This is a genomic window from Streptomyces sp. NPDC048473 (genome assembly GCF_043200155.1).
Classification (GTDB): Bacteria; Actinomycetota; Actinomycetes; order Streptomycetales; family Streptomycetaceae; genus Streptomyces.
The window spans coordinates 690,817-715,134 of sequence record NZ_JBICXE010000001.1; the positions used below are offsets into that span (position 1 = coordinate 690,817).

Consider the following 24,318-nt stretch of genomic DNA (forward strand, 5'->3'; position numbering starts at 1 on the left):
ACTCCGGGTGCGATGCGGGGTCGTATCAGGGGTCATTGCCACGGCTGAACGTCGCCGCTAACACTGGAGCACGTCGCCGAGCACCGCTTGGTCCACCGAAACGGACCGCGGTCGGACGAGACCGATCCACCCGCACCACCGCACCATCCGGATCGGCCCGCGACTCCCCCGTACCCGACGTCAGGACTCCCGTGTCGTTCGCCCGTAACATCCTCGCCCTGCCCCGCACCGCCCGCCGCAAGTCCACCGTCGCCGGCACCGCCGTACTCCTCGGCGCCACCGGCCTGGGCCTCGGCGTCACCCCGGCCATGGCCGCACCGGCCTCCGCGCCGACCGGCGTCGCGGCGAGCGCACAGGACACGGCGAAGTCGATGATCGGCAGCGCCGCGCAGTTCCAGTGCTTCAGCAACATCGTCCAGCACGAGAGCGGTTGGAACCCCAGCGCGACCAACGCCTCGTCCGGCGCCTACGGCCTCGTCCAGGCCCTGCCCGGCTCGAAGATGGCCTCCGCCGGCTCCGACTGGAAGACCAACCCCACGACCCAGATCAAGTGGGGCATGGACTACATGAACTCCCGCTACGGCAGCCCGTGCGCCGCCTGGTCGTTCTGGCAGACCAACCACTGGTACTGAGCCGACACACCTTGAGCTCACACGAAGGCCCCGACCACCGGTCGGGGCCTTCGCCACACCCTGGCACGGTCAACAACTAATTCATGGCCTACTTCATATAACTTGGCCAGCTTAATAACCCGTTGGTCCATTTAGGTGCATTTTGGTTAGGCATCCGTTCCCGTGAGCCGCCGGAGCGTTGTCACGTACGTGGAACCTCGAGATTTCTGGGATCGGAACGCCATACTGGCGGAAGCATTCTGCGCCAGCGACGAACGCATGCGTCACGCACAGGCGTTGCTGGACGAGGCGCAGGCGGAGCGGAGCAGAACGCTTGCGGCGTTCGCCGTCACGGTCGGCGACGACGGCTCGATCGCGGACATGATGGGCCTGAACGAACGCGAAGTGCGACTGGCGCGACGCACGGTGGGCCGCAGTGACGCACGGTCCCTCGCCGAGGAACTCCTGAGCCGGCCCCCGCAATCGGCGCGGGAAACGCCGGCCGAACCCCCTTCAGCACCCGAGATCCCCTTGCCGCACCCGCGCGAAGAGATGATCGCTCCGCCACTGGACACGCCACCGCCGGCCCCCGCCCCGCCCCCGCCTCCGATGCCGCCCGTCGAGGTGGAGAACACGGCCATCTGGTCACCCAGCATGGACTCCGTACTGCTGTGGAGCTGGGAGTCCGGCCTCGACGTACAGACGGTCGCCGCCGAACTCGGTCTGGATGTGAGGGCGCTGCTGATGCGCGTGCAGGAACTCGCCAACGACGGACTGCTCACGCTCGCGACCCCGATCACCGAGGTGAGCCGGTCCGGGCGGCACCGCCGCCAGCACGAGGAGGGGTACGCCGCGCTGTTCAGCCCCACCGCCACCTTCCCCACCCACGTGCCGTACTGAGCGGGCACGTCCGTCCGTCGCCCGGGCGGCATGGATCCGGCCGGGAGACCGGCCGGATCCACCCCCGGTGGTACCGGGTTCAGCGCCGCGCGGCGACCGTGTCGAACCAGTGCACGATCTGCGGTCCCGACTTCATGTACGTGGCGTTGTGGCCGGTCGAACCCTGGTCGATCACCGGGGCCCCGACGCCGTGTGCGGCCAGATCGGCGGCGCAGTTGCGGGCGTTGGCGATCGGTACGTCGGTGTCGCCGGACGAGGAGTAGAGGCGCACGGGAACGTCCGGCTTCCAGGCGCAGCTGCCGTCCTGGGCGCGCACCGCGGCCAGCAGGGCGCCGGTGGGGTGCTGGACCTGCCGGTAGTAGTCGTCGGTGAGCGGCTCCTTCAGCGTCGCGGGCAGCGCCGGGATGATCTGCTCCTCGGTGTGGTTGCTGTCGAAGAGGTCGTCGACGATTCCCGCGTACGGCTTCCGGAACGCTTCGGAGGCGTCCCTGTAGAGCGGGTGGAGCCTGTTCTGCGCGGTGAGGAAGTACGTCATGTAGAAGATGCCGCTGGTGTCGTTGACGCTGCCGTCGAACAGGCCGGGTGTCTCGACGTGCTCGATGTCGTACGGCCCCGAGACGGGGGCGAGGGCCCGGAGCCTGAAGTGCCGGTCGACGCCGTTGCCGATGGCCCTGCCCAGGGCCATCGCGACCTGGCCGCCCTGGGAGAAGCCGCTTGCGTACACATCGCCGGTGAGCGGGCGGTCCAGGCGCAGCGCTGCGGTGCGGGAGGCCCGCAGCATGTCGGCGGAGGCCGTGACGGAGGACTTGGTGTCCATGTACGGGTGGCGGCCCGGGCCCTTGCCGAGGCCCAGGTAGTCGGGGGCGGCGACGGCGCGGCCCGCCGAAGCGTGGAGGTAGGGGGCGAAGCGGCCGAAGTCCTCGCCGACGGAGGGCGCGTAGTCGCGGTGGGCCATCGTGCCGTGAGTGTCGGAGACCAGGTCCAGGCGGTGCGGGCCGCCCCCGGGGAGGGCAAGGAGGCCGGTGGCGGTGGTGGGTGTGCCCTGCGGGGTGAGGGTGCGGTAGGTGAGGCGGTAGGCCCGCAGGCCGTGGCGGACGGTGCCGGTGTCCATCCCTCCGGAGGCGAGGAAGCGGGCGACGTCGGCACGGCTGAGGTCGGCCACGGGAGTGATGTCCAGGAGGGCCCCTCTGCCGTGCGCCGCGGCCGAGTGGGGTGACCCGGGCACGCCGGTGGGCTGTCGGGCCGCGGCCGGTGCGGTGCCGAGTGCGGCGAGGACCACCACGGTGGCGGCCGCAAGACCGCGGCGGGCGGCGCGGCGTCGCGTGTTCCAACTCGTTTGGGCCGTAGGGATGTTGTCGTCCATGACCACGACGCCATGCAGCCGCGCGCGGCGCCGGTATCGGCGTGGCCCCCGGCCGGAGGTACATCTGACAACACCCCCGGCCGGGGGTCTTCCTCCACGGCGCCGCGTTACAGCCGCTGGATGATCGTGCCCGTCGCCAGCGCGCCGCCCGCGCACATCGTGATCAGCGCGAACTCCTTGTCCCGGCGCTCCAGTTCGTGCAGGGCCGTGGTGATCAGCCGGGCCCCGGTGGCACCCACCGGGTGGCCGAGCGCGATGGCTCCGCCGTTGACGTTGACCTTTTCGAGGTCCTGCCCGAAGACCTGGGCCCAGCTCAACACCACTGATGCGAAAGCCTCGTTGAGCTCGACGATGTCGATGTCCTTGAGCGACATCCCGGCCTTGCCGAGCACCGCGCGGGTGGCGTCGATCGGTCCGTCGAGGTGGAAGTGCGGGTCGGCGCCGACCAGCGCCTGCGCGACGATCCGGGCGCGCGGCTTGAGCTTGAGCGCGCGCGCCATCCGCTTGGACGCCCACATGATCGCGCAGGCGCCGTCGGATATCTGCGAGGAGTTGCCCGCGGTGTGGATCGCGGTGGGCATGACCGGCTTGAGCCGGCCGAGCCCCTCCATCGTGGTGTCCCGCAGCCCTTCGTCCCGGTCGACCAGACGCCACATGCCCTGCCCGGCCGCCTGCTCCTCCTCGGTGGTCGGCACCTGGACCGCGTACGTCTCCCGTTTGAACCGTTCCTCGGCCCAGGCGACGGCGGCCCGCTCCTGCGAGATGAGGCCGAGCGAGTCGACGTTCTCCCGGGTGAGGCCCCGGTTGCGGGCGATGCGCTCGGCGGCCTCGAACTGGTTGGGCAGGTCGACGTTCCACTCGTCGGGCCAGGGCTTGCCCGGTCCGTGCTTGGAGCCGCTGCCCAGCGGCACCCGCGACATGGCCTCGACACCGCAGCTGATGCCGATGTCGATCACTCCGGCCGCGACCATGTTGGCGACCATGTGGGAGGCCTGCTGCGAGGAGCCGCACTGACAGTCCACGGTGGTGGCGGCGGTCTCGTACGGAAGTCCCACGGTGAGCCAGGCGTTGCGGGCCGGGTTCATGGACTGTTCGCCGGCGTGGGTGACCGTACCGCCGACGATCTGTTCTACGCAGTCGGCGTGGATGCCGGTGCGGCCGAGGAGTTCTCGGTAGGTCTCGCCCAGCAGATAGGCGGGATGCAGATTGGCGAGCGCGCCTCCGCGCTTGCCGATGGGGGTGCGTACGGCTTCGACGATGACGGGTTCCGCGGCCATGAGCTCGTCCTCTCCTCGCACTCCGCAGGGGCGTCCCGGCGCCCGCGGAGGGAACTAGTACGCGTTCTAGTTCTGCAAGCAGTCTTATGAGGCTTACCCCCGGTACGCAAGGGTCTTGCACGCACCTTGCGCCCGCTTCATACCTGCCTCACCCAGTCTTCACGCAACAGATCGGGCCACCCCTCTTGCCAGTTGTAGAACTCGTTACTACCTTTCGGGCAACTTCTGATGGGTCGTCAGACATCGTTCGGGCGACTCTCGGCCCGACCTGGAGTTGCCGATGCCCTGCCCCCATCTGCCCGAAGGGTTCGACTTCACCGACCCCGATCTGCTCCAAGCCCGCATTCCGCACCCGGAGTTCACACAGATGCGGCAGACCGCACCGGTCTGGTGGTGCACCCAACCGGCCGGTATCTCCGGTTTCGACGACGAGGGCTACTGGGTCGTCACCCGGCACGCGGACGTCAAGCACGTCTCCACCCACCCCGAACTGTTCTCCTCGAACACCAACACCGCGGTCATCCGGTTCAACGAGTCGATCAGCCGCGACCAGATCGAGGTCCAGAAGCTGATCATGCTGAACATGGACCCGCCCGAGCACACCCGGGTCCGCCAGATCGTCCAGCGGGGCTTCACGCCCCGGGCCGTACGCTCCCTGGAGCAGGCCCTTCGCAGCCGCGCCCGCTCGATCGTCGAGACCGCTCTCGCCGGTGCGGACGACGACGGTTCGTTCGACTTCGTCACCAATGTCGCCGTCGAACTGCCGCTCCAGGCCATCGCCGAACTCATCGGCGTACCGCAGGAGGACCGGTCCAGGATCTTCGACTGGTCCAACAAGATGGCCGCGTACGACGATCCCGAGTACGCGATCACCGAGGAGGTCGGCACCGAGGCTGCCATGGAGATCGTCTCGTACTCGATGAATCTCGCGGCCGCCCGCAAGGAGTGCCCGGCCAAGGACATCGTCTCCCAGCTGGTCGCCGCGGAGGGCGAAGGGAACCTCTCCTCCGACGAGTTCGGATTCTTCGTGATCCTGCTCGCCGTCGCCGGGAACGAGACCACCCGTAACGCCATCAGCCACGGCATGCACGCCTTCCTCACCCACCCCGGTCAGTGGGAGCTCTACAAGCGCGAGCGGCCGGATACGACCGCCGAGGAGATCGTCCGCTGGGCCACCCCCGTGGTCTCCTTCCAGCGGACCGCCACCCAGGACCTCGAACTGGGCGGGCAGCAGATCAAGAAGGGCGACAGGGTCGGGCTGTTCTACTCCTCGGCCAATAACGACCCCGAGGTCTTCGAGAACCCGGAGACCTTCGACATCTCCCGCGATCCCAACCCCCACCTCGGCTTCGGCGGGGGCGGTCCGCACTTCTGCCTCGGCAAGTCCCTTGCCGTGATGGAGATCAACCTGATCTTCAACGCGATCGCGGATGTGCTGCCGGACCTGCGGCTGGTCGGCGACCCGCGGCGGCTGCGCTCGGCATGGCTCAACGGGATCAAGCAGCTTCAGGTCAGTACCACCGCAAGCACCGCGAGCGCCGCGGGTGTCGGTACCGCCGGGAGCTGACCGCTTCCGGAAGTTCCGGACGGCGGGGGCCACCCCCTCACGCCCCGGCCCCCGCCGTCCGTACCGGCAGAACCCCGCATCCCCGTCCGCCGCGTCCGAACCCCCGCGCGGGACACACACAGCAGCGCGAGGATCATGGCGGTCATGCACGCCCTGCTCTCCGCCTTCGCCCCCATCTGGACGCTCACCGCCATCGGTTACGCGGTCGGCCGCAGCGGTCTCCTCGGCGAACAGGCGGAAGCCGTGCTCGGCCGGTTCGTCTTCCATGTGGCCATGCCCGCCGCCCTGTTCACCATGGTCTCCGGGGCCCGGTTGGACGCCTTCGCCAACTCCTCGATGGTGGCGTTCGCGGCGGGTACGGCGCTGGTCTGCGGGCTCGGCTTCGTGGCGGCCGGACGGCTCTTCGGCCGGGGCACCGCCGACCGGGCGATCGGCAGCATGGCGTCCGGCTACGTCAACTCCGCCAATCTCGGTATTCCGGTGGCGGTCCAGGTGCTCGGTGACGCGTCGTTCGTCGCCCAGATCATCCTGTTCCAGGTGCTGTTGGTCTCCCCGGTGATCCTGACGCTGCTGGACACGGGGACGGGGACGGGTTCCGGAAAGGGCGTCGTGGTCCGGCGGATGCTGACCATGCCGGTCCGCAACCCCATCATCATGGCCTCGTTGCTGGGTGTCGTCGTCTCCGCGCTCGGACTGCGGCTGCCGCACGCCCTCGCCCACTCCTGCGACCTGCTCGGGGCCGCCGCCGTGCCGACGGCCCTGATCACGCTGGGCCTTTCCCTGAACGGCCGCCCGGCGGCCGACAGTCCGACGACGAAGCATGCGCAGGGCAGTGAACGCGCGGGGCGGGCGGAGGTCGTTGTGGCCGTCGCTCTCAAGACGTTGGTCCAGCCCCTGATCGCCTTCGTCGTCGGCGGCCCGCTGCTGCATCTGCCGGACCACCAGTTGCTGGCCGTCGTGCTCTGTTCCGCGCTGCCGACCGCTCAGAACGCCTTCATCTACGCCCAGCAGTACGGCCTGGACACCCGCGTGGCCCGCAACTCCGTGGTGGCCTCGACAGTGGTGTCCATGGCCACGCTGTCCCTCGCCACCTGGGTCCTCGGGACGACCGGCCCCTGAGCCGTTCGAGTGGCGGACCCGGGCCGATGGGCGGATGCTGGTCAGGCGGCGATCCACGCCGAAGGGGTGCCGGGACGATGTGCTCGTCCCGGCACCCCTTCGGCCCCTCACGGGCTCCGCGCGACGGACTGACCCTAGTGCTGCTTGCTGCCCACCGCATCGTCGGCAGGCCTCGGGACCGGCACCGGCACCGCGATCCCGTCCTTCGGCTTCGCCGCCGCGGGCACGGCCGGCAGCTGCAGCCTCCGCGGCCCCGACAGTACGTACGTCAGCCCGAAGCCCAGCGCGACGACGGCCGCGCCGCCCACCGCGTCCAGCACCCAGTGATTGGCCGTGGCCACGATCGCGGAGACCGTGAACAGCGGGTGCAGCAGCCCCAGCGCCTTCATCCACATCTTCGGGGCCAGCATGACGATGACCACACCGCACCAGAGCGACCAGCCGAAGTGCAACGAGGGCATCGCCGCGTACTGATTGGTCATCGAGGTCAGCGTTCCGTAGTCCGGCTTCGCGAAGTCCTGGACGCCATGGACCGTGTCGATGAAGCCGAGCCCCGGCATCAAACGCGGCGGGGCCAGCGGGTAGAGCCAGAACCCGACCAGCGCGAGGAGCGTGGCGAAGCCGATGGAGCTGCGGACCCAGCGGTAGTCCGCGGGGCGTCGTACGTACAGCACACCGAGGATCGTCAGCGGCACGATGAAGTGGAACGTCGAGTAGTAGTAGTCGAAGAAGTCCCTCAGCCAGGCGACCTCGACAACCGCGTGATTGGCCCAGTGCTCGATGTCGATGTGCAGCCACTGTTCGAGGGAGTGGACCTGGCGGCCGTGGTGTTCGGCGGTGGCACGGCCGGCCGTCGCCGCGAGCCTGACATGTGCGTACGCGGAGTACACGACCCTGATCAGGAGCAGTTCCAGCAGCAGATTGGGACGGCTGAGCACCCGCCGCCAGAACGGCAGCAGGGGGATGCGGCTCCAGCGGGCCGCGACCGGTGCCGCGCGGTCCGTGGGGATCGGCTGTTGCCAGTACGGCGAGGTGCGCGGCAGGAACGGTGCGACGCAGGCCGCGCCGAGCGCCGCGATCAGCAGCACGTTGTCGCGTACGGGGAAGACCACCGCCATGTTCGGCAGCAGCGTCTTCCCCGGCAGCGTGAGCACGAGCACCACGACCGCCGGCCACACCAGCCGGTCGGAGGCCCGCTTGCCGACCCGGCCGACCACGGCGAGCAGCACCCACAGCAGTTGGTGCTGCCAGGCGGTCGGTGAGACCGCGACGGCGACGCAGCCGGTCACGGCGACGGCGAGCAGCAGCTGCCCGTCGCGCGCGTACCGTACGGCGCGGCGCAGTCCGAGATAGCAGACGGCGGCCGCCAGGACCACGAACAGCGCGATCTCGAGCGGGCCCTCCAGGCCGAATCGGAGCAGCGCGCCGTGCAGGGACTGGTTGGCCAGGCTGTCCGCGTTGTCGCCGAGCCCGGAGCCCGCGACATGGTGCACCCAGTAGGTCCACGAGTCGTGCGGCATCGCGGCCCAGGCCAGTGCGGTGCAGGCGGCGAACGCGGCACCGCCGGTCACCGCCGCCTGCCGGCGGCCGGTGAGCCAGAGCAGGACCGCGAAGAGCAGCACCGTCGGCTGGAGCGCGGCCGCGAGCCCGATCAGGAGGCCCGAGACGCGTTCCCCGCGGACCGCGAAACAGGCCAGCAGCACCAGCAGGACCGGAAGGATGCTGGTCTGTCCCAGGTGGAGTGCGTTACGGACCGGCAGGGAGAGCATCAGCAGGCTGATCGCGACGGGGGCGGCCAGCAGTGAGGTGCGGCGGGTGACCGGGCTCGGCAGCGCGCGGGCGGCGACGATGCCGAGGGCGGCGACGAGCAGCAGCGAGCCGAAGGTCCAGGCGACGCCCAGGCTCTGTTCCGCGGTCCGGGTCAGTGGCTTCAGCACCAGGCCGGCGAACGGGGTGCCGGTGAACCGGTCGCTGTCGTACAGCGAGCCCGTCACATGCAGGACACCGTTCTCACCGATCCAGGTCTCCAGATCGGTGAGCCGTTCGCCCGGCGGCTGCCGCAGCACCACCGCCATCTGCCGTACGGCCAGTGCGGCCACAACCAGCCAGAGCAGAGCCCGGGCAGCCTCGGTCCTCGCCCCCGTCGCCGCATTTCCGCGCACACTGTGCTCCGCATTCGCCACGCTGCGCCGACCCTCCCGCCGTTTCTGTGCCCGTCCCTCGACCTGGGCGTGCTGTGAAACCTTCGCATTGCGCTATGAGATAGACACAATCAACCCCTTCTTCACCTGACTGTCAGCCGCCTTTTTTCCGAAAGGATGACCGAAGGACCGATCGGACCGGGCCACGGAACCGGAACCGGACCGGTGGTTCCCACGTCCTCTCCCGTGTTCATCGATCGCGGGGAAGGAAGACGGGACATGCGGTGCGCAGGGGGGAAGCCGAGTGTGCGAGCTGAGGGGCGTGCGTGGGTGGTGCGTGCGCTGTCACTGCTGCTGATGCTGGTGTCGCTGCAGCTGGGATCGCTGATCAGCCCGGCGTACGCCTGTGGCTGCGGGGCGATGGTCCCGAGCAGGGCGACCCAGGTCTCGGTCGACCGGGAGACGTCGGTGGTGGACTGGGACGGCCGTACCGAGCAGATCGTCATGCGGCTCACGGTCCGCGGGAACGCCCCCGAGGCGGCCTGGATCATGCCGGTGCCGCACCGGGCGACGGTGGAGCTCGGTGATCCGTCGCTCTTCTCCGAGCTCGCCACCCTCACCGCGCCGGTGCAGGCGACCAGGCACTACTTCTGGCCGCGCTCCGACGACTGGCCGTTCGCCGGTTCGGGCGACGGCGCGGGCCGGGTCGGCGATCCTTTGCCCGGTGCCCCGCCGGTCCAGGTGGTCGGCCGGGAGCGGCTCGGCCCGTTCGATGTGGCGCGACTGGCCGCGACCGACCCCGAGGCGCTGCAGAAATGGCTGCGGGACAACGGCTTCGAGCTGCCCGGCCGGCTGGCGACGGCGCTGAAGCCCTATGTCGACCAGAAGTGGGAGTACGTCGCGATCCGCCTCGCTCCCCGGGACAGGAACAGTCCGCTCGGCGGCGACCTCGATCCGCTGCGACTGCGCTTCGCCAGCGACCGGCTGGTCTACCCGATGCGGCTGTCGAAGCTCGCCTCGACGCCGCAGCAACTGGGCCTGTACGTCCTGGCGGCGCACCGGATGGAGCCGCGCGACGCGATCGGCGGCAATGCTCCGCACGTGACGTACGCGGGCAGGGTCGACCCCCGGTCGGCAGGGGACGACACCGGGGCGCTGGAGGCGGTGACGGGCGGGAAGCCGGTGTTCGTCACCGCGATCGAGCAGTCGTTCCCGCACCCGGAGCAGATCGACGGCGATCATGAACTGCGCGCGGCCGGGGCCGACACCCCGTACCGGACCATGGTGTACACGGACCGGCTGCTGACCGTGGGCGGCGTCCCCGCCTGGGTGCTGTCGCTGCTCGGGGCCGTGCTGTTGGCGGCTGCGGTGGTGCTGCTGGTGCTGCGGGCCCGACGGCGCCGGCCGGTGGTGCCTCCGCCGCCGGTCACGGTTCCGCCACCGCTGAGGTGAGCGCCGGGGCGCTTGCCATAATCCGAACGCTTGCATGTGGAGTGAAGCGCCGTCTCCACCGATCCGTTCGTTCCTCCTGACCGAGCCGGCCAATCCGTTTGCTCCTGCGATCATGACCAAGTCAAAATGACCGCCATGACCTGGACCATGGCCCCCGAACCCGTCGACTCCCCCGACGCCGCGCTGCTGCGTCGCAACTATTACGACGAGGTCGCCAGCCGCTACTGGGGACGGCCCGCGACCGCCGGGGAGATCGACGAGGGGCTCACCGACGACGGCGCCGACCGCCTCCTCCCGCCCACCGGTGAGTTCGTCGTCGGCCGGTTCGAGGGGAAGCCGGCGGCCTGCGCCGGGCTGATGGTGGTGGACGCGGACATCGCGGAGCTGACCCGGGTGTACGTACGCCCCGAATACCGCGGTACGGGCGGCGGCGGGCTGCTCCTGGCGGCCGTCGAGAGCGCGGCGCGCGCCTTCGGTATACGCACGGTCAGGCTCGACACCCGCAATGACCTGGTCGAGGCACGGGGGCTGTACGCCAAGTACGGCTATCGGGAGGTTCCGGCATTCCACCGGCGGCAGTACGCGGAGCACTGGTTCGCCAAGGAGCTCTAGCATTCACCAAGGAGCTCCGGGAGGTGTCCGCGAGGCGGCTCCCCCGGGTCCGGCCGCGTGGTCCCGCCTCGGCTCGGGGCTGTGCGGCCGTTCCTTGCTCGAACCGTTCGTCTCGGCGGTCAGCTCCGCCACGAGTCTGACCAGGTCCGTCGGCCGTTCCGGCCCCCACCAGTCGCCCAGCAGCTCGGCCATCGACTCCTCACGGGCCCGCGCGAGCTTCACCACCACTTCCGAACCGGCCTCGGTGAGCACCAGCTGTACGCCCTCGCGCCGGACGAGTCCGCGCTCCTCCAGCTGCCGCGCCGCCTCGCTGACCACCCGCAGCGGCACCGGGGCGGCCTCGGCGAGCATGGCCGGTTCGACCGTGCCGTGCCGTGCTATGCGCAGCACCATCCAGCTCGCCGCGGGCAGCAGGTCGTACCCCGCCCTCTTGGTGATCTTCTCGTAGACCTCGCGGCGCCCCGCGCGGGTGGCGAGCACCGAGAGGGCCCGGGCGCATTCGTCGTACGACGACCGCTCGACCGGGTTCGACGCCAGGGTCTCGCTGGGCTCCGGGGCGGTCACCGAGCCGCGCAGCCTGTCCTCCTTGAGGAACCAGGCGAAGACGAAGGCGACCAGGACGACGGGTGCCGCGTACAGGAACACATCGGTGATCGAGGTCGAGTACGCGTGGAGCACCGAGGGCCGCAGCGCGGGCGGCAGCTGGCCGATGGCACGCGGGTCGGCGGCCAGCCCCTCGGCACTGACCCCGGGGGGCATGGGGCGGCCGGTGAGTGCCGCGGCCAGCTTGTCGGTGAGCCGGTTCGTGAAGATCGTGCCGAAGACCGCGACACCGAACGAGGCGCCGATGGAGCGGAAGAAGGTGGCTCCGGACGTGGCGACACCGAGATCCTCGTACGTGACGGCGTTCTGCACGACCAGCACCAGGACCTGCATCACCAGGCCGAGCCCGGCACCGAAGACGAAGAAGTAGATGCTCATCTCCCAGGTGCTGCTGGTCTCCGTGAGCCGGTGCAGGAGCTGCAGTCCGATCGCGGTGATGCCGGTGCCCGCGATCGGGAAGACCTTCCAGCGGCCGGTGCGGCTGACGATCTGCCCGGACACGGTCGAGGTGATGAGCAGACCGAGCACCATCGGGAGCATGTGCACACCGGACATCGTCGGCGTGATGTTGTGCACCACCTGCAGGAAGGTCGGCAGATAGGTCATCGCGCCGAACATCGCGAAACCGACGACAAAGCTGATGACGGCGACGAGGGTGAACGTCCTGATCCGGAACAGCTTCAGCGGAATGACGGGCTCCGCGGCCCGGCTCTCCACGTGCACGAAGGCGATCAGCAGCAGCACGCTCAGGACGGCGAGACCGATGATCTGTGCCGAGTCCCAGGCCCAGGTGGTGCCGCCGAGCGAGGCGACGAGGACCAGACAGGTGGCGACGGAGGCGATGAGGAAGGTGCCGAGGTAGTCGATGGCGTGCTGCGTCCGGCGGACCGGGATGTGCAGCACGGCGGCGATCACGAGGAGAGCGACGACGCCGATCGGCAGGTTGATGTAGAAGACCCAGCGCCAGCTGAGGTGCTCGGTGAAGAGACCGCCGAGGAGCGGCCCGAGGACGCTCGTCGCACCGAAGACCGCACCGAACAGGCCCTGGTACTTGCCTCGTTCGCGCGGCGCGACGAGATCGCCGACGATCGCCATCGAGAGCACGATGAGGCCGCCGCCGCCGAGACCCTGAAGGGCCCGGAAGCCGATGAGCTGCGGCATGTTCTGGGCGAAGCCGCAGAGCGCCGAGCCGATGAGGAAGATGACGATGGCGGCCTGGAAGAGCTTCTTGCGTCCGTACTGGTCGCCGAGCTTGCCCCAGAGCGGGGTCGCGGCGGTCGACGCCAGCAGATAGGCCGTGACCACCCAGGAGAGATGTTCCAGACCGCCGAGGTCGCTGACGATGGTCGGCAGCGCCGTGGAGACGATGGTCTGGTCGAGTGCGGCCAGAAGCATGCCGAGAAGCAGCGCACCGATGGCCACCATGACCGACCGCGTGGAGCGGTACTCACCGGGGGCCGGGGCCGGGGCCGGGGGGCTCAGGTGCTGGGCCATAGAACATCTCCTCGGGTCCGCTACATCCCCATCCTGGCCGTTCCGCACGGTTATGGCCTGCCGAGCGGGACCGGCCGGCACCTGCGGGGACGGGCGCCGCACGCGAGCCGCCCCGCGTCGGCCGCACCGCCCGCCTCGCTGACCGGTCCCACGCTGCGCCGCGGCGACCAGGGGCCCGCGGTGGCCGAGCCGCAACGCCGACTGGAGGAGATCTGGCTGTTCCACGGGCGGGACGACGGCGACTTCACGGGCCAGGTCGAGCACGCCGTAAGCGTCTACCAGTCGTACAAGTCCATCGAGGGCGACCCATCGGGGGTGTACGGACCCAACACGCGCCGCGCGCTGGAGGCGGAGACGACGGGCCGGGAACGCTCCTGACCACCCGGCCCGACAGCCCCGCCCGGGACGGGATTGGCTTTCCCGGACATGTTTTTGTATCGTGATGGAACAAAGTAGCCTCCGCCCGCCACCCCCTGACCGGCGGGCGAGGCTGCTTGTTCTCTTTCCTGCGTCATCGCCTCTTCCCGCGCTCTGGAGCCCGCCCATGCCGGCCACCGTCCTCACAGCCCGCGCCCTCCTCCTGGACATGGACGGCACCCTCGTGAACTCCGACGCCGTCGTGGAGCGCTGCTGGCGGCGCTGGGCACTGCGGGAGGGACTCGACCCGGAGGCCGCGCTCAAGGTGGTTCACGGACGGCAGGGGTACGCCACCATGGCGGTGCTCCTCCCGGACCGTCCGATGGAGCAGAACTACGCGGACAACCGGGTGATGCTCGCCGAGGAGACCGCCGACACCGACGGCGTCGTCCCGATCGCCGGTGCACCCGCCTTCATGGACGCGATCGCCGGGCTCCCGCACGCCCTGGTCACCTCGGCCGACGAGGCGCTGGCCCGGACCCGGATGACCGCGTCCGGCCTGCGGATGCCGGTCACCCGCGTCACCGCCGAGAGCGTCGGCGCCAGCAAGCCGGACCCCGAGGGCTTCCTCAAGGGAGCGGCCGAGCTGGGCTTCGCCCCGGCGGACTGTGTCGTCTTCGAGGACTCGGAGGCTGGCATCGCGGCGGGCCGGGCGGCGGGCATGCGCGTGGTGGGCATCGGCCCGCGGGCCGCAGCGCTCTCCCCCGACGCGCACGTCGAGGACCTGACGCAGCTCCGGGTGGAGGCGGCGGCCGACGGTTCGATCCGGCTGCACATCAGCGCGCGATAGCCGGCTCCCGACGGGCCTCGGTCCCCACGCGATCGCGCCTGCACCGCGCCCCGGCGGGCCTCAGTCCCGGTGCAGCCGCCCCCGTGCCACCAGTTCGAGCACGGTCGTGACGGCCACCGCCTGTACGGCCATCAGCGCCACCAGTACGAACAGCTGCACGGCCCCCGCCTGGACCGGTGAGGCGCCGCCCAGCAGCATGCCCACAAAGGCACCCGGCAGCGTGACGAGCCCCACCGTCCGCGTCTGATCCAGCCCCGGCAGCAGCGCGTCCGCCGCCGCGGGCCGGGCGATCTCCAGCCTCGCGTCACGGTCGAGCAGCCCGAGCGCCATACCCGCCTCCACCTCCCCGCGCCGGGTCGTCAACTCGTCCAGGGCCCGCCGCCCACCGAGCACGGTCGCGGTCAGCGCACCCCCGATGAGGATGCCGGTCACCGGGATCAGCGCGATGCCCCGGACCGGGACGAGTCCGGTGAGCAGCAGCAGGGCGACCACCGGAGCAACCCCCGCCCCGATCGGCAGAGCCGTCCACCACCAGGTGCGATTGCGGGTGATCCGGCGGCCCGCGGTCCGTACCGCCACGGCGTACATCAGCGCCAGGAACGCGAGCAGCGGCGGCAGCGAACGGACCACCCAGCCGATGAGCAGGGAAACGGCGGCGAGTTGGACCGCGGCCCGCAGCCCGGCCAGCAGGATCTCGCGCGACCGGCCGAGCGAGGCCAGGGCGGCGACGGTGGCCGCCGCCGCGAGCAGCAGGGCGAGGACGACCCCGAGCGTGATGTTGACCGGTAGCAGCACGCCGTAACCCTACGACCGGCCCGGATCGGACCACCTGCGCGAATCGGCCCACGGTGCTGTCTGATTGCCGGTGCGTCAGCACGTACGCCCGCGCAGATGCGGACGTACGCCCCACACTCCAGGCCTGTTCGTCAGAACTCTTGATGTGACGTGCCCATGTCGCCACTCTGTTACCTGGCGCCCACCCCACGGAAACCTGGCGCCGCCACGATGGCCGGGCCCCACGGGTCACCCGTCCAAGGTCCCCCCACATCAAGGGAGTTCGCATGTCAGGTGTCTACGCGCGTCGCATCGCTGTCGTCGCCGCATCCGCCGCCCTCGCCGCAACCACCGGACTGCTCACCGCCCCCACCGCCCAGGCGGCCATGCCCACCCCGGTCTCGGCATCGACCGCCCGTACCTATCTGAGCGAGCTGACCGTTTCCGCGGAGGGCTCGTCGACCGGCTACAGCCGCGACAAGTTCCCGCACTGGATCACCCAGTCGGGCGCCTGCAACACCCGCGAGGTCGTCCTCGAGCGGGACGGCACCAATGTGACGCAGGACTCCAGCTGCGCTGCCGTCAGCGGCAGTTGGTACTCGGAGTACGACGGCGCCACCTGGACCGCCGCATCCGATCTGGACATCGACCACATGGTCCCGCTCGCCGAGGCCTGGCGCTCGGGCGCCAGCAGCTGGACGACCGCCCAACGGCAGGCGTACGCCAACGATCTGACGCGCCCGCAGCTCATCGCGGTCACCGACAATGTCAACCAGTCCAAGGGCGACCAGGACCCGGCCACTTGGCTGCCCTCGCGCACCGCGTACCAGTGCACGTACGTGCGCGCCTGGGTGCATGTGAAGCACTACTACAACCTGAGCGTCGACTCGGCCGAGAAGAGCGCCCTGCAGTCCGTCCTGAACGGCTGCTGAATGACTGCCGAATGACTGCTGGACGACACGGCGAAGACCGCGCCGGACACCGCGTCCCGGCCCCTCGCCGAAGAGCCGGGGGCCGCTGAGCGGAACCGCCCCGCCCTCCCCCGTCGTTCCGTACCGTACGGAGCCGTGCACGCCGCACGGCTCCGTACCCGTACACCGGGACGACGCGAGGAGGCACACCATGGCCGGGCTCCGGCTGGGACCACTGCTGCGGTACGTCGACTGGGAGGCCGCCTCGACCGCGACCGTCTGGGTCGAGGCCGACCGTCCGTGCACGGCCGAAGTCCGGTGCGCGGACGGCGCGTCGGGCTCCTCCCGTACGTTCGCGGTCGCCGGTCACCACTACGCGCTGGTCGTGGTGACGGGCCTGACGCCGGGCTCGACGACGGCGTACGAGGTGCTGCTCGACGAGCGACAGGTGTGGCCGCCCGAGAACTCCCGCTTCCCTCCGAGCACCATCGCCACCCCGCCCCTGGCCGAGAAGACGGACCACCGGACCGTACGGGCCACCTTCGGCTCCTGCCGCTGGGCGGCTCCCCCCGGCGGCGATCGGCACCTCTCCCCCACCCCCGGACACCACACGCACAGACCTGACCCGGCCGGCCCGGACGCCCTCGACACCCTTGCCGCCCATCTCGCCGGCGACCCCGACGCGGAACGCCCCGACGTACTGCTGCTCCTGGGCGACCAGGTCTACGCGGACGAGACATCGCAGGCGACCCGCCGCCGCCTCGCCGCACGCCGCGATCTGCGCGAGCCGCCCGGCCCTCAGGTGGCGGACTACGAGGACTACACCTGCCTCTACGACGAGTCGTGGCGCGACCCCGAGGTGCGCTGGCTGCTCTCCACCGTCCCCAGCTGCATGATCTTCGACGACCACGACGTGATAGATGACTGGAACACCAGTGAGGCCTGGCTCACCGCCATCCGGGCCACCCCCTGGTGGCACGAGCGGATCGTCAGCGGACTGATGTCGTACTGGGTCTATCAGCATCTCGGCAATCTCTCCCCCGCCGAACTGGCCGCCGACCCGCTCTACGCCGCGATCCGCGCCACCCCGGACGGCACCGAGACGCTGCGCCGCTTCGCCGCCGAATCGGACGCCGAACCGACCCGTACGCGCTGGAGCTACCGGCGTGTTTTCGGCCGAGTACGGCTGCTGATGGTGGACACCCGCGCGGCCCGCGAGCTCGACGAGCGGCAGCGGTCGATGCTCGACGCCGATGAGGCTCGCTGGGTGCGCGAGGAGGCCCTTGCCGACCCCGGTTCGTACGACCATCTCCTGATCGGCACCTCACTGCCGTGGCTCCTGCCGCCGCTCGTCCACGACGCGGAGCAGTGGAACGCCGCACTGTGCCGCGGCGAGCGCGGCGGGCCCGAGGGGCGCTGGGCGCGCTTCGGCGAGAAGCTGCGCCAACGCTCCGACCTGGAACATTGGGCGGCCTTCCCCGAATCCTTCCGGGAGCTGACCGAGCTGATCCGGCAGGCGGGCCGGGGTCCGGACGCCCCGGCGACGGTATGCGTACTGTCGGGCGATGTGCACCATGCGTACATCGCGGAGCCCGCATGGCCCGCCGGGGTGCCCGGCGGCGCCCCCGAGGCACGCGTCCTTCAGCTGACCTGCTCCCCTGTGCACAACTCGATACCCGGCCCGCTCAGGGCCGGCTTCCGCTTCGGCTGGAGCCGGGCGGGGCGGCGGCTCGGCCGGCTGCTGGCGCGGCACGGGCGGACGGGCACACCTCCGGTCGACTGGCGCAGGACCGGCGGACCGTGGTTCGGCAATCAGCTCATGACACTCACCCTGAGTGGCCGGAAAGCTGCGCTGACATTGGTTCAGGCCAAGGCGACGAAGAAAGGTGCGCAGCTGGAGACGGTGCTGGACCGCCCCCTGACCGACAACCGCAGGACGGCTTTCAGCCAGTCGACCAAATGTTGAACTTGCAAGCATTGGTGAGGTTTCCCTAATCTGGGCCACTCAATCGGTTCACGTCCCCACCAGACCGAAGGAGCCCTCCCCCCCATGCATACACGTCTGAACCAGGCTCAGCCCTATGCCCTCGCCCTGTTCCGGGTCGTCGTAGGCCTGCTCTTCGCCTGCCACGGCGCCGCCTCTCTCTTCGGCGTCCTCGGCGGCGCGATGGGCGGCGGTTCCATACCCGCCGGAACCTGGCCCGGGTGGTACGCGGCGGTCATACAGCTCGTCGGCGGCACCCTGGTGGCGCTCGGCCTGGGCACCCGTATCGCCGCCCTGATCTCCTCCGGCTCCATGGCGTACGCGTACTTCAAGGTTCACCAGCCCGAGGCGCTCTTCCCGCTGCAGAACGGCGGCGAGCCGTCGGCCGTCTTCTGCTGGGTGTTCCTCCTGCTGGTCTTCACCGGCCCCGGCGCACTGGCCCTGGACCGGCTGTTCAGCCGGGGCGGCGCGGAGAGCAGCGAGGACCGCGCACGCGAGCAGGCACCGGCCGTAGCGGTCTGACGGCCGCACTGACGGCTGCAGTGACAGCCGCAGCGATGGCCATAACGGCCTGATCCGCACGGGAACGGCCCTTCCGCTCGCGGGCCGTTCCTCACGTACACCCGGAACCTGGGCTTCCCATTTCCGGGTGTACGTGAGCTTCCCAACATCGCTCGCAATTTGTCGATCACCGGATGAACGTCAGGCGTACGCTGTACAGCTGGCCCTGCCGCTCCTGCCGCTCCCCTGCGACGTCGCGGCGTTGTTCCGAATCGGGGAGTAGTAGGTGCTTGAGAGTGTGGGTGCACTGACCGGCAGCCCATGGATCTACGCCGTGGTCGCCCTCTCGGTGCTCCTGGACGTCTTTCTGCCCGTGCTGCCCAGCGGAGTCCTGGTGATCGCCGCTGCCACGGCAGCCGCCGCCGGTTCGACGACCGTCGCAGGTGCGGCCTCCGCCACGGGCGCCGCCGAGCGGGTGCCCCAGGTCCCGTCCCTCCTCGCCCTGATCCTGTGCGCGGCCACCGCCTCGGTGCTCGGCGACCTCGTCGCGTACCGGCTGGCCTGGCGCGGCGGCGAGCGCCTGGACCGGGCCATCGCCCGCTCCCGCCGCCTCACCTCCGCGCAGGAACGCCTCGGCGCCGCCCTCGCCCGGGGCGGCGGCATCCTCGTCGTCATTGCCCGCTTCGCCCCGGCCGGCCGCTCGGTCGTCTCCCTGGGCGCGGGCGCCGCGCATCGCGAGGCGAAGGAATTCCTGCCCTGGTCGGCCCTGGCGGGCGTGGCCTGGGCCGGTTACAGCGTCGGCCTCGGCTACTTCGGCGCCCAGTGGCTCGGCGCGACCTGGGTGGGCACGGCCGTCTCGGTCCTCGCCCTGTTCGTGGCCGGCGCCCTGGCCGCATACGTCATGCGCCGCCCGGCGGCGGTGGCGGCCGCCCAGGCACCGGCGACCGCGACGGCCACTACGGCGTCCTGACGGCGCCCCGTATCTCCAGACCGTCCAGCAGCCTGGCGGTCGCCTCGGCGATCTCGTCGACGGCCCGGTCGAACACCTCCTGATTGTGCGCGGCCGGAGCCCGGAAGCCGGACACCTTGCGTACGAACTGCAGGGCGGCGGCCCGGATCTCCTCCTCGGTGGCCTCTTCGGGGAGGGCGGGCGGGCGAAGGGTCTTGATGCTGCGGCACATGCCTCCAGTGTGGCCCGGGCCACTGACAACGGCCGGGGCGAGCATCTGCCCGCCTCACCTCACCGCTCACCGCTGCGTTCGACTGCGGGGATCTCGTACGTACCGTCGAGGATCTCGGGCCCCGGCTCATAAAGCCTGAGCACCGGCCGGAAGTCCCCGCCGGGCGCGGGCAGCCAGTTCGCCGCCGCGGCCGGGCCGGCCGGCCGCTCCTTCTGGATGTGGATCGTCAGCGAACCGTCCTCGCCGTATACGAGACCAGGCGTACGGTCACCGACCGAGTACCGCGCGGCCGGGTTCTCGACGAGGCGGTGGTCCGGCGTGTCGTACATGGTCACGGACCAGAACGCCCCGACCGGCGGCTGCCGCTCGAAGCGCAGCACATAGGAACGGGCGCCGTTCAGCTGCTCACCGTCGGCATCGCGGAAGGTGTAGGCATACACCGCCTCGTAGCCGTGGTTCCCCCACAGCCCGCTCCGTGCCGCCACCGCCCTGGCCGGATAGGAGGCCTCCCGGTCCGCGATCCGCCACTCCGGGGAGTCGATGGTCCCGACGCCGTGCCAGTCGAGGTTGTAGTCGAAGAGGTGCGGATCCATCTCCCAGCCCCCGCCCGCCTCCACGGGCCGGCTCGCCTCCTCCACCCGCGCCCTGCCCCGCGCCAGGCCCTCGGTCAGTGCGTGTACGAGGGCGGGGCCGGCGGACACGTACGGCGACGGCCCCTCCTCCAGCAGCCCCAGTGGCTGGAACCGGTCCTGATACGCCTGGTCGGCCGCGGACGGCGGAAAATCGGCCATCCAGACCCTGAGCTGCTCGAAGAACCGCAGCGACTCCGGTACGTCGGGGTCGGGCGCGGGCAGCCCCGTCCGATGGGTACCCGGTTCGAGATGCGTGAGGGCAAGCTGTGCCTGAAGCTCGCGGACCCGCCCCATGTCGTCCGGGCCGTTGAAGGCGTTGCGGCCGATGACGGAGACGACGGGGGTCGGTGCGTCGATCACCCCGCGCACCCCGTCGGGCACGCTGCCCGACCAGCCGGGCGGCGCAACGAGCCAGTCCCCGGCCTCCGTACCGGTGGCGCGGCGGCCGACGTACGCGAAGTTGTTGGTCCAGACGTCCACGAACTGCAGCACGTAGTACGCGCCGTCCGTGTCGGGGACATGGAGCAGGACCGGCCCGCCCGAGAGGTCGAGTTGGGCGATCGAGTAGACCGTGTCGTCGCCGACGGACACGAAGTGCATTTCGGGGGACGCCGGTTGACCGGCGTGCGCGAAGTGGTTGAAGGGGGCGGGCGGCAGCGAGCCGAAGCCCGTGTGCATGAAGTTCTCGACCATCGACAGGTCGTGGACCAGCGGATAGCCATAGACATACGCCTCGGTGGCAAGAGCGACGAGCTCTTCCGTGTTCTCCTCCGGCACCGCAGTCCTTTCGCTCGCTCGCTCACTCACTCACGGCAAGGGCCGGCATGGCCGTACGCACCCTGGCGGCTCAGATGACCGCCTTCGAGCTCTCCGTGCACAGGGCCCAGATCACGAATGCGTCGATGGCGATGGAGATGATCGCCCAGACCGGCTGGTACGGCAGCCAGATGAAGTTGACGATCAGGTTGATGGCGGCAAGCAGCACACCCGTGGCACGGGCCCAGCCGGCGCCCTTGAGAATGCCCCAGCCGACACATACGAGCACGACGCCGAGAACGAGGTGGATCCATCCCCATGCGCTCACGTCGAACTTGAACGTGTAGTTCCTGACGCGCCTGTAGACCTCGTCGGAGGCGATACCGGTGATGCCCTTGATCACTCCGAGGACGCCGTCGATGAGAAGCAGCACGCCGGCGAACGTGATCCCACCGGCCGCCCAGGGGTTGATGCCCCCGGGTTCGGCGGAACGGGCCGGGCCGGGCGTGGGCGCTGTGTGTGCCATGAAAACTCCTTGGCCGGAGCGGGACTGCACGACAGAACCGACCCTGCGCGGGACGCTCCCGGGCGACCACCCGGACGCGCCCATACGGGTGGCGCCCCGAGAAGCGCACCCCTCCCCCTTCCACGACAATATGGAGACAATGAGGCTGCCCGTTCTGATTCACCGCCCCCGGCTGGGCCCCGATGAGTTCAGGGTCATCCGGCCGTCCCGGCCCTTGCCGCGCGCCGTACTCATCGACTTCGACAGGTACTTGGGCTTCTACCTGGACCAGCACGCCGCGCGAACGATCGGCGGACTCTGGGCACTGGCCGCCCGCTCGCCCCGTTCCCTGATCCACGTGCCGATACGGACGAGCCCCTCACCGAACCTGGAGATGCCGATCCACGAGGGCACCCGGCTCGATCTCGTGCTCCTGCACCACTCGCTCCAGTTCGCCCCCTCCCGCTGGAAGCGGATACGCGGACACCTGGGCCCCGGCCGCCCGCAGACGACGGACCTGCCCGGGCCGGGACACTCCGATGTTCCTGCGAGCGACCACGAAGCGCGCCACTACAAAGAGAACCGGGACCTGTTCCGCCAACACCTGCATGCCGACACCCTGTTCATGACCGGCAGCGCCAAGGTGTTCGAGGAGACCGCCCACCGCTTCCTCGACATCGCGAACCAGGGACCCGGCTACGCCCCCATCAACCGGGACCACCAGCATTTCTGCACGGAGTTCCACTGGAACGAGGGGGTCCTCGGCAAGGCACGTGAGATCCACATCGAGTACTGCGACCGGTGGGCCGCGTCGGCCGTGCGTCAGACGGATACCCAGTCTGCGAAATCCCGGTCCGCGAAAGGTCGGAGCTGAACGGCCCGGGCTAGGACGCCGGGAAGCGAGACACCTCCGCGACCCTGCACGTGAGCTTGCCCGTAAATTTCCCCAGCCCCTGGGCCTTCCCCACGGACTTCTGCCCGGCATCCAGGTTGGCCGACGACGCCAGCCCCTCACCATGGCGCGTGCCGTCCCCGTCCACGAACTCCACGTTCACGATGTAGGAGGCCCGTGCCCCGGAGTGGTTCACGATCTCCACATCCGCCGCGGGCCACTGCGTCACCGAGTCCACCTCACAACCGGTGATCCTCACATCGTCCTCGGCGCCCGCGTCCTCCACGGGAGGCGGCTCGGTCTCGGTGGGCGCGTCGGACGCACCACCCTCCACAGGAGCACCGCCCTCCGTGGCCTCCGCCGACGGCGGCTTCGACTTGCTCGACGACGAGTTGCTGCCGACCGAGGTGGCGATCAGCACGCCGAGGGCAAGCAGGACGGCCACCCCACCCACCACGGACAGCGTGACGATCAGCCCGGTACGGGACTTCTTCGGCGGCTGCGGAAAACCACCGGCTCCCGGGCCCGGCTGCGGGTAGCCGTACGACATGGATTCCCCCCATGAATGGTGCAGATGATGAAGAGGACACGTTACGACGTGCCGGGACTTGAGTCTCCCGTAGGGGGAGGCGTGAGAGTGGGGGCATGGACGGCGACGCGCTCCACTCGATCGGTGATCTGGCCAGGCGGACCGGGCTGACGGTCAAGACCATCCGGTTCTACTCCGACCGCGGGATCGTGCCACCGACCGACCGCAGCCCGGCCGGCTACCGCCTCTACGACATCGACGCCGTCGCACGCCTCGACCTGGTGCGTACGCTGCGCGACCTGGGACTGGACCTTCCCACGATCCGGAAGGTCGTGGACCGGGAGCTCTCGCTCCCCGAGGTCGCCGCAGCGCACGCCGAGGCCCTGGCGGTGCAGATCCGCACTCTGCGCATGCGGCGCGCGGTGCTGACGACGGTGGCCAGGCGCCGGTCCACGCCTGAGGAGATGGATCTCATGCACAAGCTGGCCAAGCTCTCGGAAGACGAACGCCGATGCCTGATCGACGATTTCCTCGACACCGCATTCGGCGGCCTGGACACCGCCACCGGGTCCACCGGGTCCACCGGGTCCACCGGGTCCACCGGGTCCACCGGGTCCACCGGGTCCACCGGGTCCACCGGGTCCACCGGGTTCACCGGGTTCACCGGAATCATGCGCTCAATGACCCCGGAGCTGCCCGACTCCCCCGACGCCGAACAGATCGAGGCATGGGTCGAGTTGGCCGAACTGTCCCAGGACCCGGATTTCCGCGCCGCCGTACGCAGCATGGCCGAGCACCACGCGGCCGAGCGCGCCCGGGGCGATACGGCCGGCCTGCGCCGCGACCCCGCAGCAACAGTCCGCGACCACGTCACCCCGGCCCTGACAGCGGGCATCACCCCGACCTCGCCACGGGCAGATCCGACCGTCGAAGCGGTCATGACCGAGTACGCACACGACATCGGCCACCCCGACGACGTCGCCCTCCGCCACCGCCTGCTGACCCTGCTGGAGACGGCGAACGACCCTCGCAGGCAGCGGTACCTGGAGCTGCTCGCGGTAATCAACGCCTGGCCGCCCCCGGACAACCCGGCACCAACCTTCATGTGGTTCACCGAGGCGCTGCGCACCCGGCTGCGCGGCACCTCTGATGCGGCTGCAACGGGTCGAACCTAGACTGACGAAGGTCCGAAAAGTCCCGAATGAGGGAGGTGTGCACCATGGCCAAGCGAGGAAACAAGCGACGCGCCCGCAAGAAGAAGAACGCCAATCACGGCAAGCGTCCCAACGCCTGAGCCGACCGAACAG

Annotated in this window: 24 protein-coding genes; 15 read left to right on the top strand and 9 right to left on the bottom strand. The window is 70.1% G+C overall.

The window, feature by feature from the left end:
• Positions 1 to 191 precede the first annotated feature (191 nt).
• Together ACGFU7_RS03180 and ACGFU7_RS03185 are read left to right on the top strand one after the other, a co-directional pair.
• Entirely contained in the window at positions 192 to 632 is a 441-nt protein-coding gene (locus ACGFU7_RS03180; protein ID WP_393691734.1) for a transglycosylase SLT domain-containing protein, read from the top strand.
• A gap of 258 nt (positions 633 to 890) precedes the next feature.
• Positions 891 to 1,511 carry a hypothetical protein gene (locus tag ACGFU7_RS03185; protein WP_393691736.1) on the top strand — a complete coding sequence of 207 codons (621 nt, stop codon included), beginning with the start codon at positions 891 to 893 and terminating at the stop codon, positions 1,509 to 1,511.
• Positions 1,512 to 1,590: 79 nt separating this feature from the next.
• Here ACGFU7_RS03185 and ACGFU7_RS03190 read toward each other — a convergent pair whose 3' ends face one another.
• Positions 1,591 to 2,874 carry an alpha/beta hydrolase gene (locus tag ACGFU7_RS03190; protein WP_393691738.1) on the bottom strand — a complete coding sequence of 428 codons (1,284 nt, stop codon included), beginning with the start codon at positions 2,872 to 2,874 and terminating at the stop codon, positions 1,591 to 1,593.
• 107 nt (positions 2,875 to 2,981) lie between these two features.
• Positions 2,982 to 4,151, bottom strand: a complete 1,170-nt coding sequence (locus tag ACGFU7_RS03195; protein WP_393691739.1) for a steroid 3-ketoacyl-CoA thiolase — start codon at positions 4,149 to 4,151, stop codon at positions 2,982 to 2,984.
• Positions 4,152 to 4,431: 280 nt separating this feature from the next.
• Here ACGFU7_RS03195 and ACGFU7_RS03200 point away from each other — a divergent pair, with 280 nt between their 5' ends.
• Together ACGFU7_RS03200 and ACGFU7_RS03205 are read left to right on the top strand one after the other, a co-directional pair.
• Positions 4,432 to 5,718, top strand: coding sequence for a cytochrome P450 (locus ACGFU7_RS03200; RefSeq protein ID WP_393691741.1), 1,287 nt, complete (start codon positions 4,432 to 4,434; stop codon positions 5,716 to 5,718).
• Between the two features lie 144 nt (positions 5,719 to 5,862).
• Entirely contained in the window at positions 5,863 to 6,837 is a 975-nt protein-coding gene (locus ACGFU7_RS03205) for an AEC family transporter (RefSeq protein WP_393691743.1), read from the top strand.
• Positions 6,838 to 6,971: 134 nt separating this feature from the next.
• Here ACGFU7_RS03205 and ACGFU7_RS03210 read toward each other — a convergent pair whose 3' ends face one another.
• Complete coding sequence (locus tag ACGFU7_RS03210; protein ID WP_393691744.1) at positions 6,972 to 8,999, bottom strand: bifunctional glycosyltransferase 87/phosphatase PAP2 family protein; 2,028 nt, start codon at positions 8,997 to 8,999, stop codon at positions 6,972 to 6,974.
• Between the two features lie 336 nt (positions 9,000 to 9,335).
• Between ACGFU7_RS03210 and ACGFU7_RS03215 the strand changes: the two genes are divergently transcribed.
• Together ACGFU7_RS03215 and ACGFU7_RS03220 are read left to right on the top strand one after the other, a co-directional pair.
• Positions 9,336 to 10,430: a DUF2330 domain-containing protein gene (locus ACGFU7_RS03215; protein ID WP_393691860.1), complete on the top strand. Its 1,095-nt coding sequence runs from the start codon at positions 9,336 to 9,338 to the stop codon at positions 10,428 to 10,430.
• A gap of 135 nt (positions 10,431 to 10,565) precedes the next feature.
• The gene (locus ACGFU7_RS03220; RefSeq protein WP_393691746.1) at positions 10,566 to 11,042 is read left to right on the top strand and encodes a GNAT family N-acetyltransferase; all 477 of its coding nucleotides are present in this window, start codon (positions 10,566 to 10,568) and stop codon (positions 11,040 to 11,042) included.
• Between the two features lie 3 nt (positions 11,043 to 11,045).
• Here the strand turns inward: ACGFU7_RS03220 and ACGFU7_RS03225 are convergent, their stop codons facing one another.
• Positions 11,046 to 13,139 carry an MFS transporter gene (locus ACGFU7_RS03225; RefSeq protein WP_393691748.1) on the bottom strand — a complete coding sequence of 698 codons (2,094 nt, stop codon included), beginning with the start codon at positions 13,137 to 13,139 and terminating at the stop codon, positions 11,046 to 11,048.
• Here ACGFU7_RS03225 and ACGFU7_RS03230 point away from each other — a divergent pair.
• Complete coding sequence (locus tag ACGFU7_RS03230; RefSeq protein ID WP_393691750.1) at positions 13,128 to 13,517, top strand: peptidoglycan-binding protein; 390 nt, start codon at positions 13,128 to 13,130, stop codon at positions 13,515 to 13,517. The two genes, ACGFU7_RS03225 and ACGFU7_RS03230, sit on opposite strands and share 12 nt — an antisense overlap.
• Positions 13,518 to 13,683: 166 nt before the next feature.
• The gene (locus ACGFU7_RS03235) at positions 13,684 to 14,346 is read left to right on the top strand and encodes an HAD-IA family hydrolase (protein ID WP_393691752.1); all 663 of its coding nucleotides are present in this window, start codon (positions 13,684 to 13,686) and stop codon (positions 14,344 to 14,346) included.
• Between the two features lie 60 nt (positions 14,347 to 14,406).
• Here the strand turns inward: ACGFU7_RS03235 and ACGFU7_RS03240 are convergent, their stop codons facing one another.
• Complete coding sequence (locus tag ACGFU7_RS03240) at positions 14,407 to 15,141, bottom strand: ABC transporter permease (RefSeq protein ID WP_393691754.1); 735 nt, start codon at positions 15,139 to 15,141, stop codon at positions 14,407 to 14,409.
• A 266-nt stretch (positions 15,142 to 15,407) separates the two neighbouring features.
• Between ACGFU7_RS03240 and ACGFU7_RS03245 the strand changes: the two genes are divergently transcribed.
• From ACGFU7_RS03245 to ACGFU7_RS03260, 4 genes are all read left to right on the top strand, one after another.
• A complete protein-coding gene (locus ACGFU7_RS03245) occupies positions 15,408 to 16,052 on the top strand; it encodes an HNH endonuclease family protein (RefSeq protein ID WP_393691756.1) in 645 nt (214 codons plus the stop codon).
• A 190-nt stretch (positions 16,053 to 16,242) separates the two neighbouring features.
• Positions 16,243 to 17,997 carry an alkaline phosphatase D family protein gene (locus tag ACGFU7_RS03250; RefSeq protein WP_393691758.1) on the top strand — a complete coding sequence of 585 codons (1,755 nt, stop codon included), beginning with the start codon at positions 16,243 to 16,245 and terminating at the stop codon, positions 17,995 to 17,997.
• A gap of 84 nt (positions 17,998 to 18,081) precedes the next feature.
• Complete coding sequence (locus ACGFU7_RS03255; protein WP_393691760.1) at positions 18,082 to 18,537, top strand: DoxX family protein; 456 nt, start codon at positions 18,082 to 18,084, stop codon at positions 18,535 to 18,537.
• 265 nt (positions 18,538 to 18,802) lie between these two features.
• Entirely contained in the window at positions 18,803 to 19,486 is a 684-nt protein-coding gene (locus ACGFU7_RS03260; RefSeq protein WP_393691762.1) for a DedA family protein, read from the top strand.
• Here the strand turns inward: ACGFU7_RS03260 and ACGFU7_RS03265 are convergent.
• The 3 genes from ACGFU7_RS03265 to ACGFU7_RS03275 all read right to left on the bottom strand — a co-directional run bounded on the left by ACGFU7_RS03265 (position 19,473) and on the right by ACGFU7_RS03275 (position 21,611).
• Entirely contained in the window at positions 19,473 to 19,697 is a 225-nt protein-coding gene (locus ACGFU7_RS03265; RefSeq protein WP_384446434.1) for a DUF2277 domain-containing protein, read from the bottom strand. The genes ACGFU7_RS03260 and ACGFU7_RS03265 overlap by 14 nt on opposite strands.
• 59 nt (positions 19,698 to 19,756) lie before the next feature.
• Positions 19,757 to 21,106 (bottom strand): DUF1254 domain-containing protein, encoded by a 1,350-nt coding sequence (locus ACGFU7_RS03270; RefSeq protein WP_393691764.1) that lies wholly within the window; start codon positions 21,104 to 21,106, stop codon positions 19,757 to 19,759.
• 70 nt (positions 21,107 to 21,176) lie between these two features.
• Complete coding sequence (locus ACGFU7_RS03275; protein ID WP_393691766.1) at positions 21,177 to 21,611, bottom strand: hypothetical protein; 435 nt, start codon at positions 21,609 to 21,611, stop codon at positions 21,177 to 21,179.
• Positions 21,612 to 21,750: 139 nt separating this feature from the next.
• Between ACGFU7_RS03275 and ACGFU7_RS03280 the strand changes: the two genes are divergently transcribed.
• Positions 21,751 to 22,464, top strand: coding sequence for a hypothetical protein (locus ACGFU7_RS03280; protein ID WP_393691768.1), 714 nt, complete (start codon positions 21,751 to 21,753; stop codon positions 22,462 to 22,464).
• A 10-nt stretch (positions 22,465 to 22,474) separates the two neighbouring features.
• Here the strand turns inward: ACGFU7_RS03280 and ACGFU7_RS03285 are convergent, their stop codons facing one another.
• Positions 22,475 to 23,032: a hypothetical protein gene (locus tag ACGFU7_RS03285; RefSeq protein WP_393691770.1), complete on the bottom strand. Its 558-nt coding sequence runs from the start codon at positions 23,030 to 23,032 to the stop codon at positions 22,475 to 22,477.
• Positions 23,033 to 23,127: 95 nt separating this feature from the next.
• Between ACGFU7_RS03285 and ACGFU7_RS03290 the strand changes: the two genes are divergently transcribed.
• The gene (locus ACGFU7_RS03290; RefSeq protein WP_393691772.1) at positions 23,128 to 24,186 is read left to right on the top strand and encodes a MerR family transcriptional regulator; all 1,059 of its coding nucleotides are present in this window, start codon (positions 23,128 to 23,130) and stop codon (positions 24,184 to 24,186) included.
• A 44-nt stretch (positions 24,187 to 24,230) separates the two neighbouring features.
• On the top strand, positions 24,231 to 24,305 hold the full coding sequence (locus tag ACGFU7_RS03295; protein ID WP_015034725.1) for a 50S ribosomal protein bL37: 75 nt from the start codon (positions 24,231 to 24,233) through the stop codon (positions 24,303 to 24,305).
• The last annotated feature ends 13 nt before the right edge of the window (positions 24,306 to 24,318 follow it).

Excerpts from the sequence above, each read along its gene's own strand:
- ACGFU7_RS03190 (WP_393691738.1), bottom strand. The coding sequence starts at position 2,874 with ATGGACGACAACATCCCTACGGCCCAAACGAGTTGGAACACGCGACGC.
- ACGFU7_RS03200 (WP_393691741.1), top strand. The coding sequence starts at position 4,432 with ATGCCCTGCCCCCATCTGCCCGAAGGGTTCGACTTCACCGACCCCGAT.
- ACGFU7_RS03205 (WP_393691743.1), top strand. The coding sequence starts at position 5,863 with ATGCACGCCCTGCTCTCCGCCTTCGCCCCCATCTGGACGCTCACCGCC.
- ACGFU7_RS03275 (WP_393691766.1), bottom strand. The coding sequence starts at position 21,611 with ATGGCACACACAGCGCCCACGCCCGGCCCGGCCCGTTCCGCCGAACCC.
- ACGFU7_RS03250 (WP_393691758.1), top strand. The coding sequence starts at position 16,243 with ATGGCCGGGCTCCGGCTGGGACCACTGCTGCGGTACGTCGACTGGGAG.
- ACGFU7_RS03185 (WP_393691736.1), top strand. The coding sequence starts at position 891 with ATGCGTCACGCACAGGCGTTGCTGGACGAGGCGCAGGCGGAGCGGAGC.
- ACGFU7_RS03215 (WP_393691860.1), top strand. The coding sequence starts at position 9,336 with ATGCTGGTGTCGCTGCAGCTGGGATCGCTGATCAGCCCGGCGTACGCC.
- ACGFU7_RS03195 (WP_393691739.1), bottom strand. The coding sequence starts at position 4,151 with ATGGCCGCGGAACCCGTCATCGTCGAAGCCGTACGCACCCCCATCGGC.
- ACGFU7_RS03265 (WP_384446434.1), bottom strand. The coding sequence starts at position 19,697 with ATGTGCCGCAGCATCAAGACCCTTCGCCCGCCCGCCCTCCCCGAAGAG.
- ACGFU7_RS03235 (WP_393691752.1), top strand. The coding sequence starts at position 13,684 with ATGCCGGCCACCGTCCTCACAGCCCGCGCCCTCCTCCTGGACATGGAC.
- ACGFU7_RS03255 (WP_393691760.1), top strand. The coding sequence starts at position 18,082 with ATGCATACACGTCTGAACCAGGCTCAGCCCTATGCCCTCGCCCTGTTC.
- ACGFU7_RS03225 (WP_393691748.1), bottom strand. The coding sequence starts at position 13,139 with ATGGCCCAGCACCTGAGCCCCCCGGCCCCGGCCCCGGCCCCCGGTGAG.
- ACGFU7_RS03285 (WP_393691770.1), bottom strand. The coding sequence starts at position 23,032 with ATGTCGTACGGCTACCCGCAGCCGGGCCCGGGAGCCGGTGGTTTTCCG.
- ACGFU7_RS03245 (WP_393691756.1), top strand. The coding sequence starts at position 15,408 with ATGTCAGGTGTCTACGCGCGTCGCATCGCTGTCGTCGCCGCATCCGCC.
- ACGFU7_RS03280 (WP_393691768.1), top strand. The coding sequence starts at position 21,751 with ATGAGGCTGCCCGTTCTGATTCACCGCCCCCGGCTGGGCCCCGATGAG.
- ACGFU7_RS03220 (WP_393691746.1), top strand. The coding sequence starts at position 10,566 with ATGACCTGGACCATGGCCCCCGAACCCGTCGACTCCCCCGACGCCGCG.
- ACGFU7_RS03290 (WP_393691772.1), top strand. The coding sequence starts at position 23,128 with ATGGACGGCGACGCGCTCCACTCGATCGGTGATCTGGCCAGGCGGACC.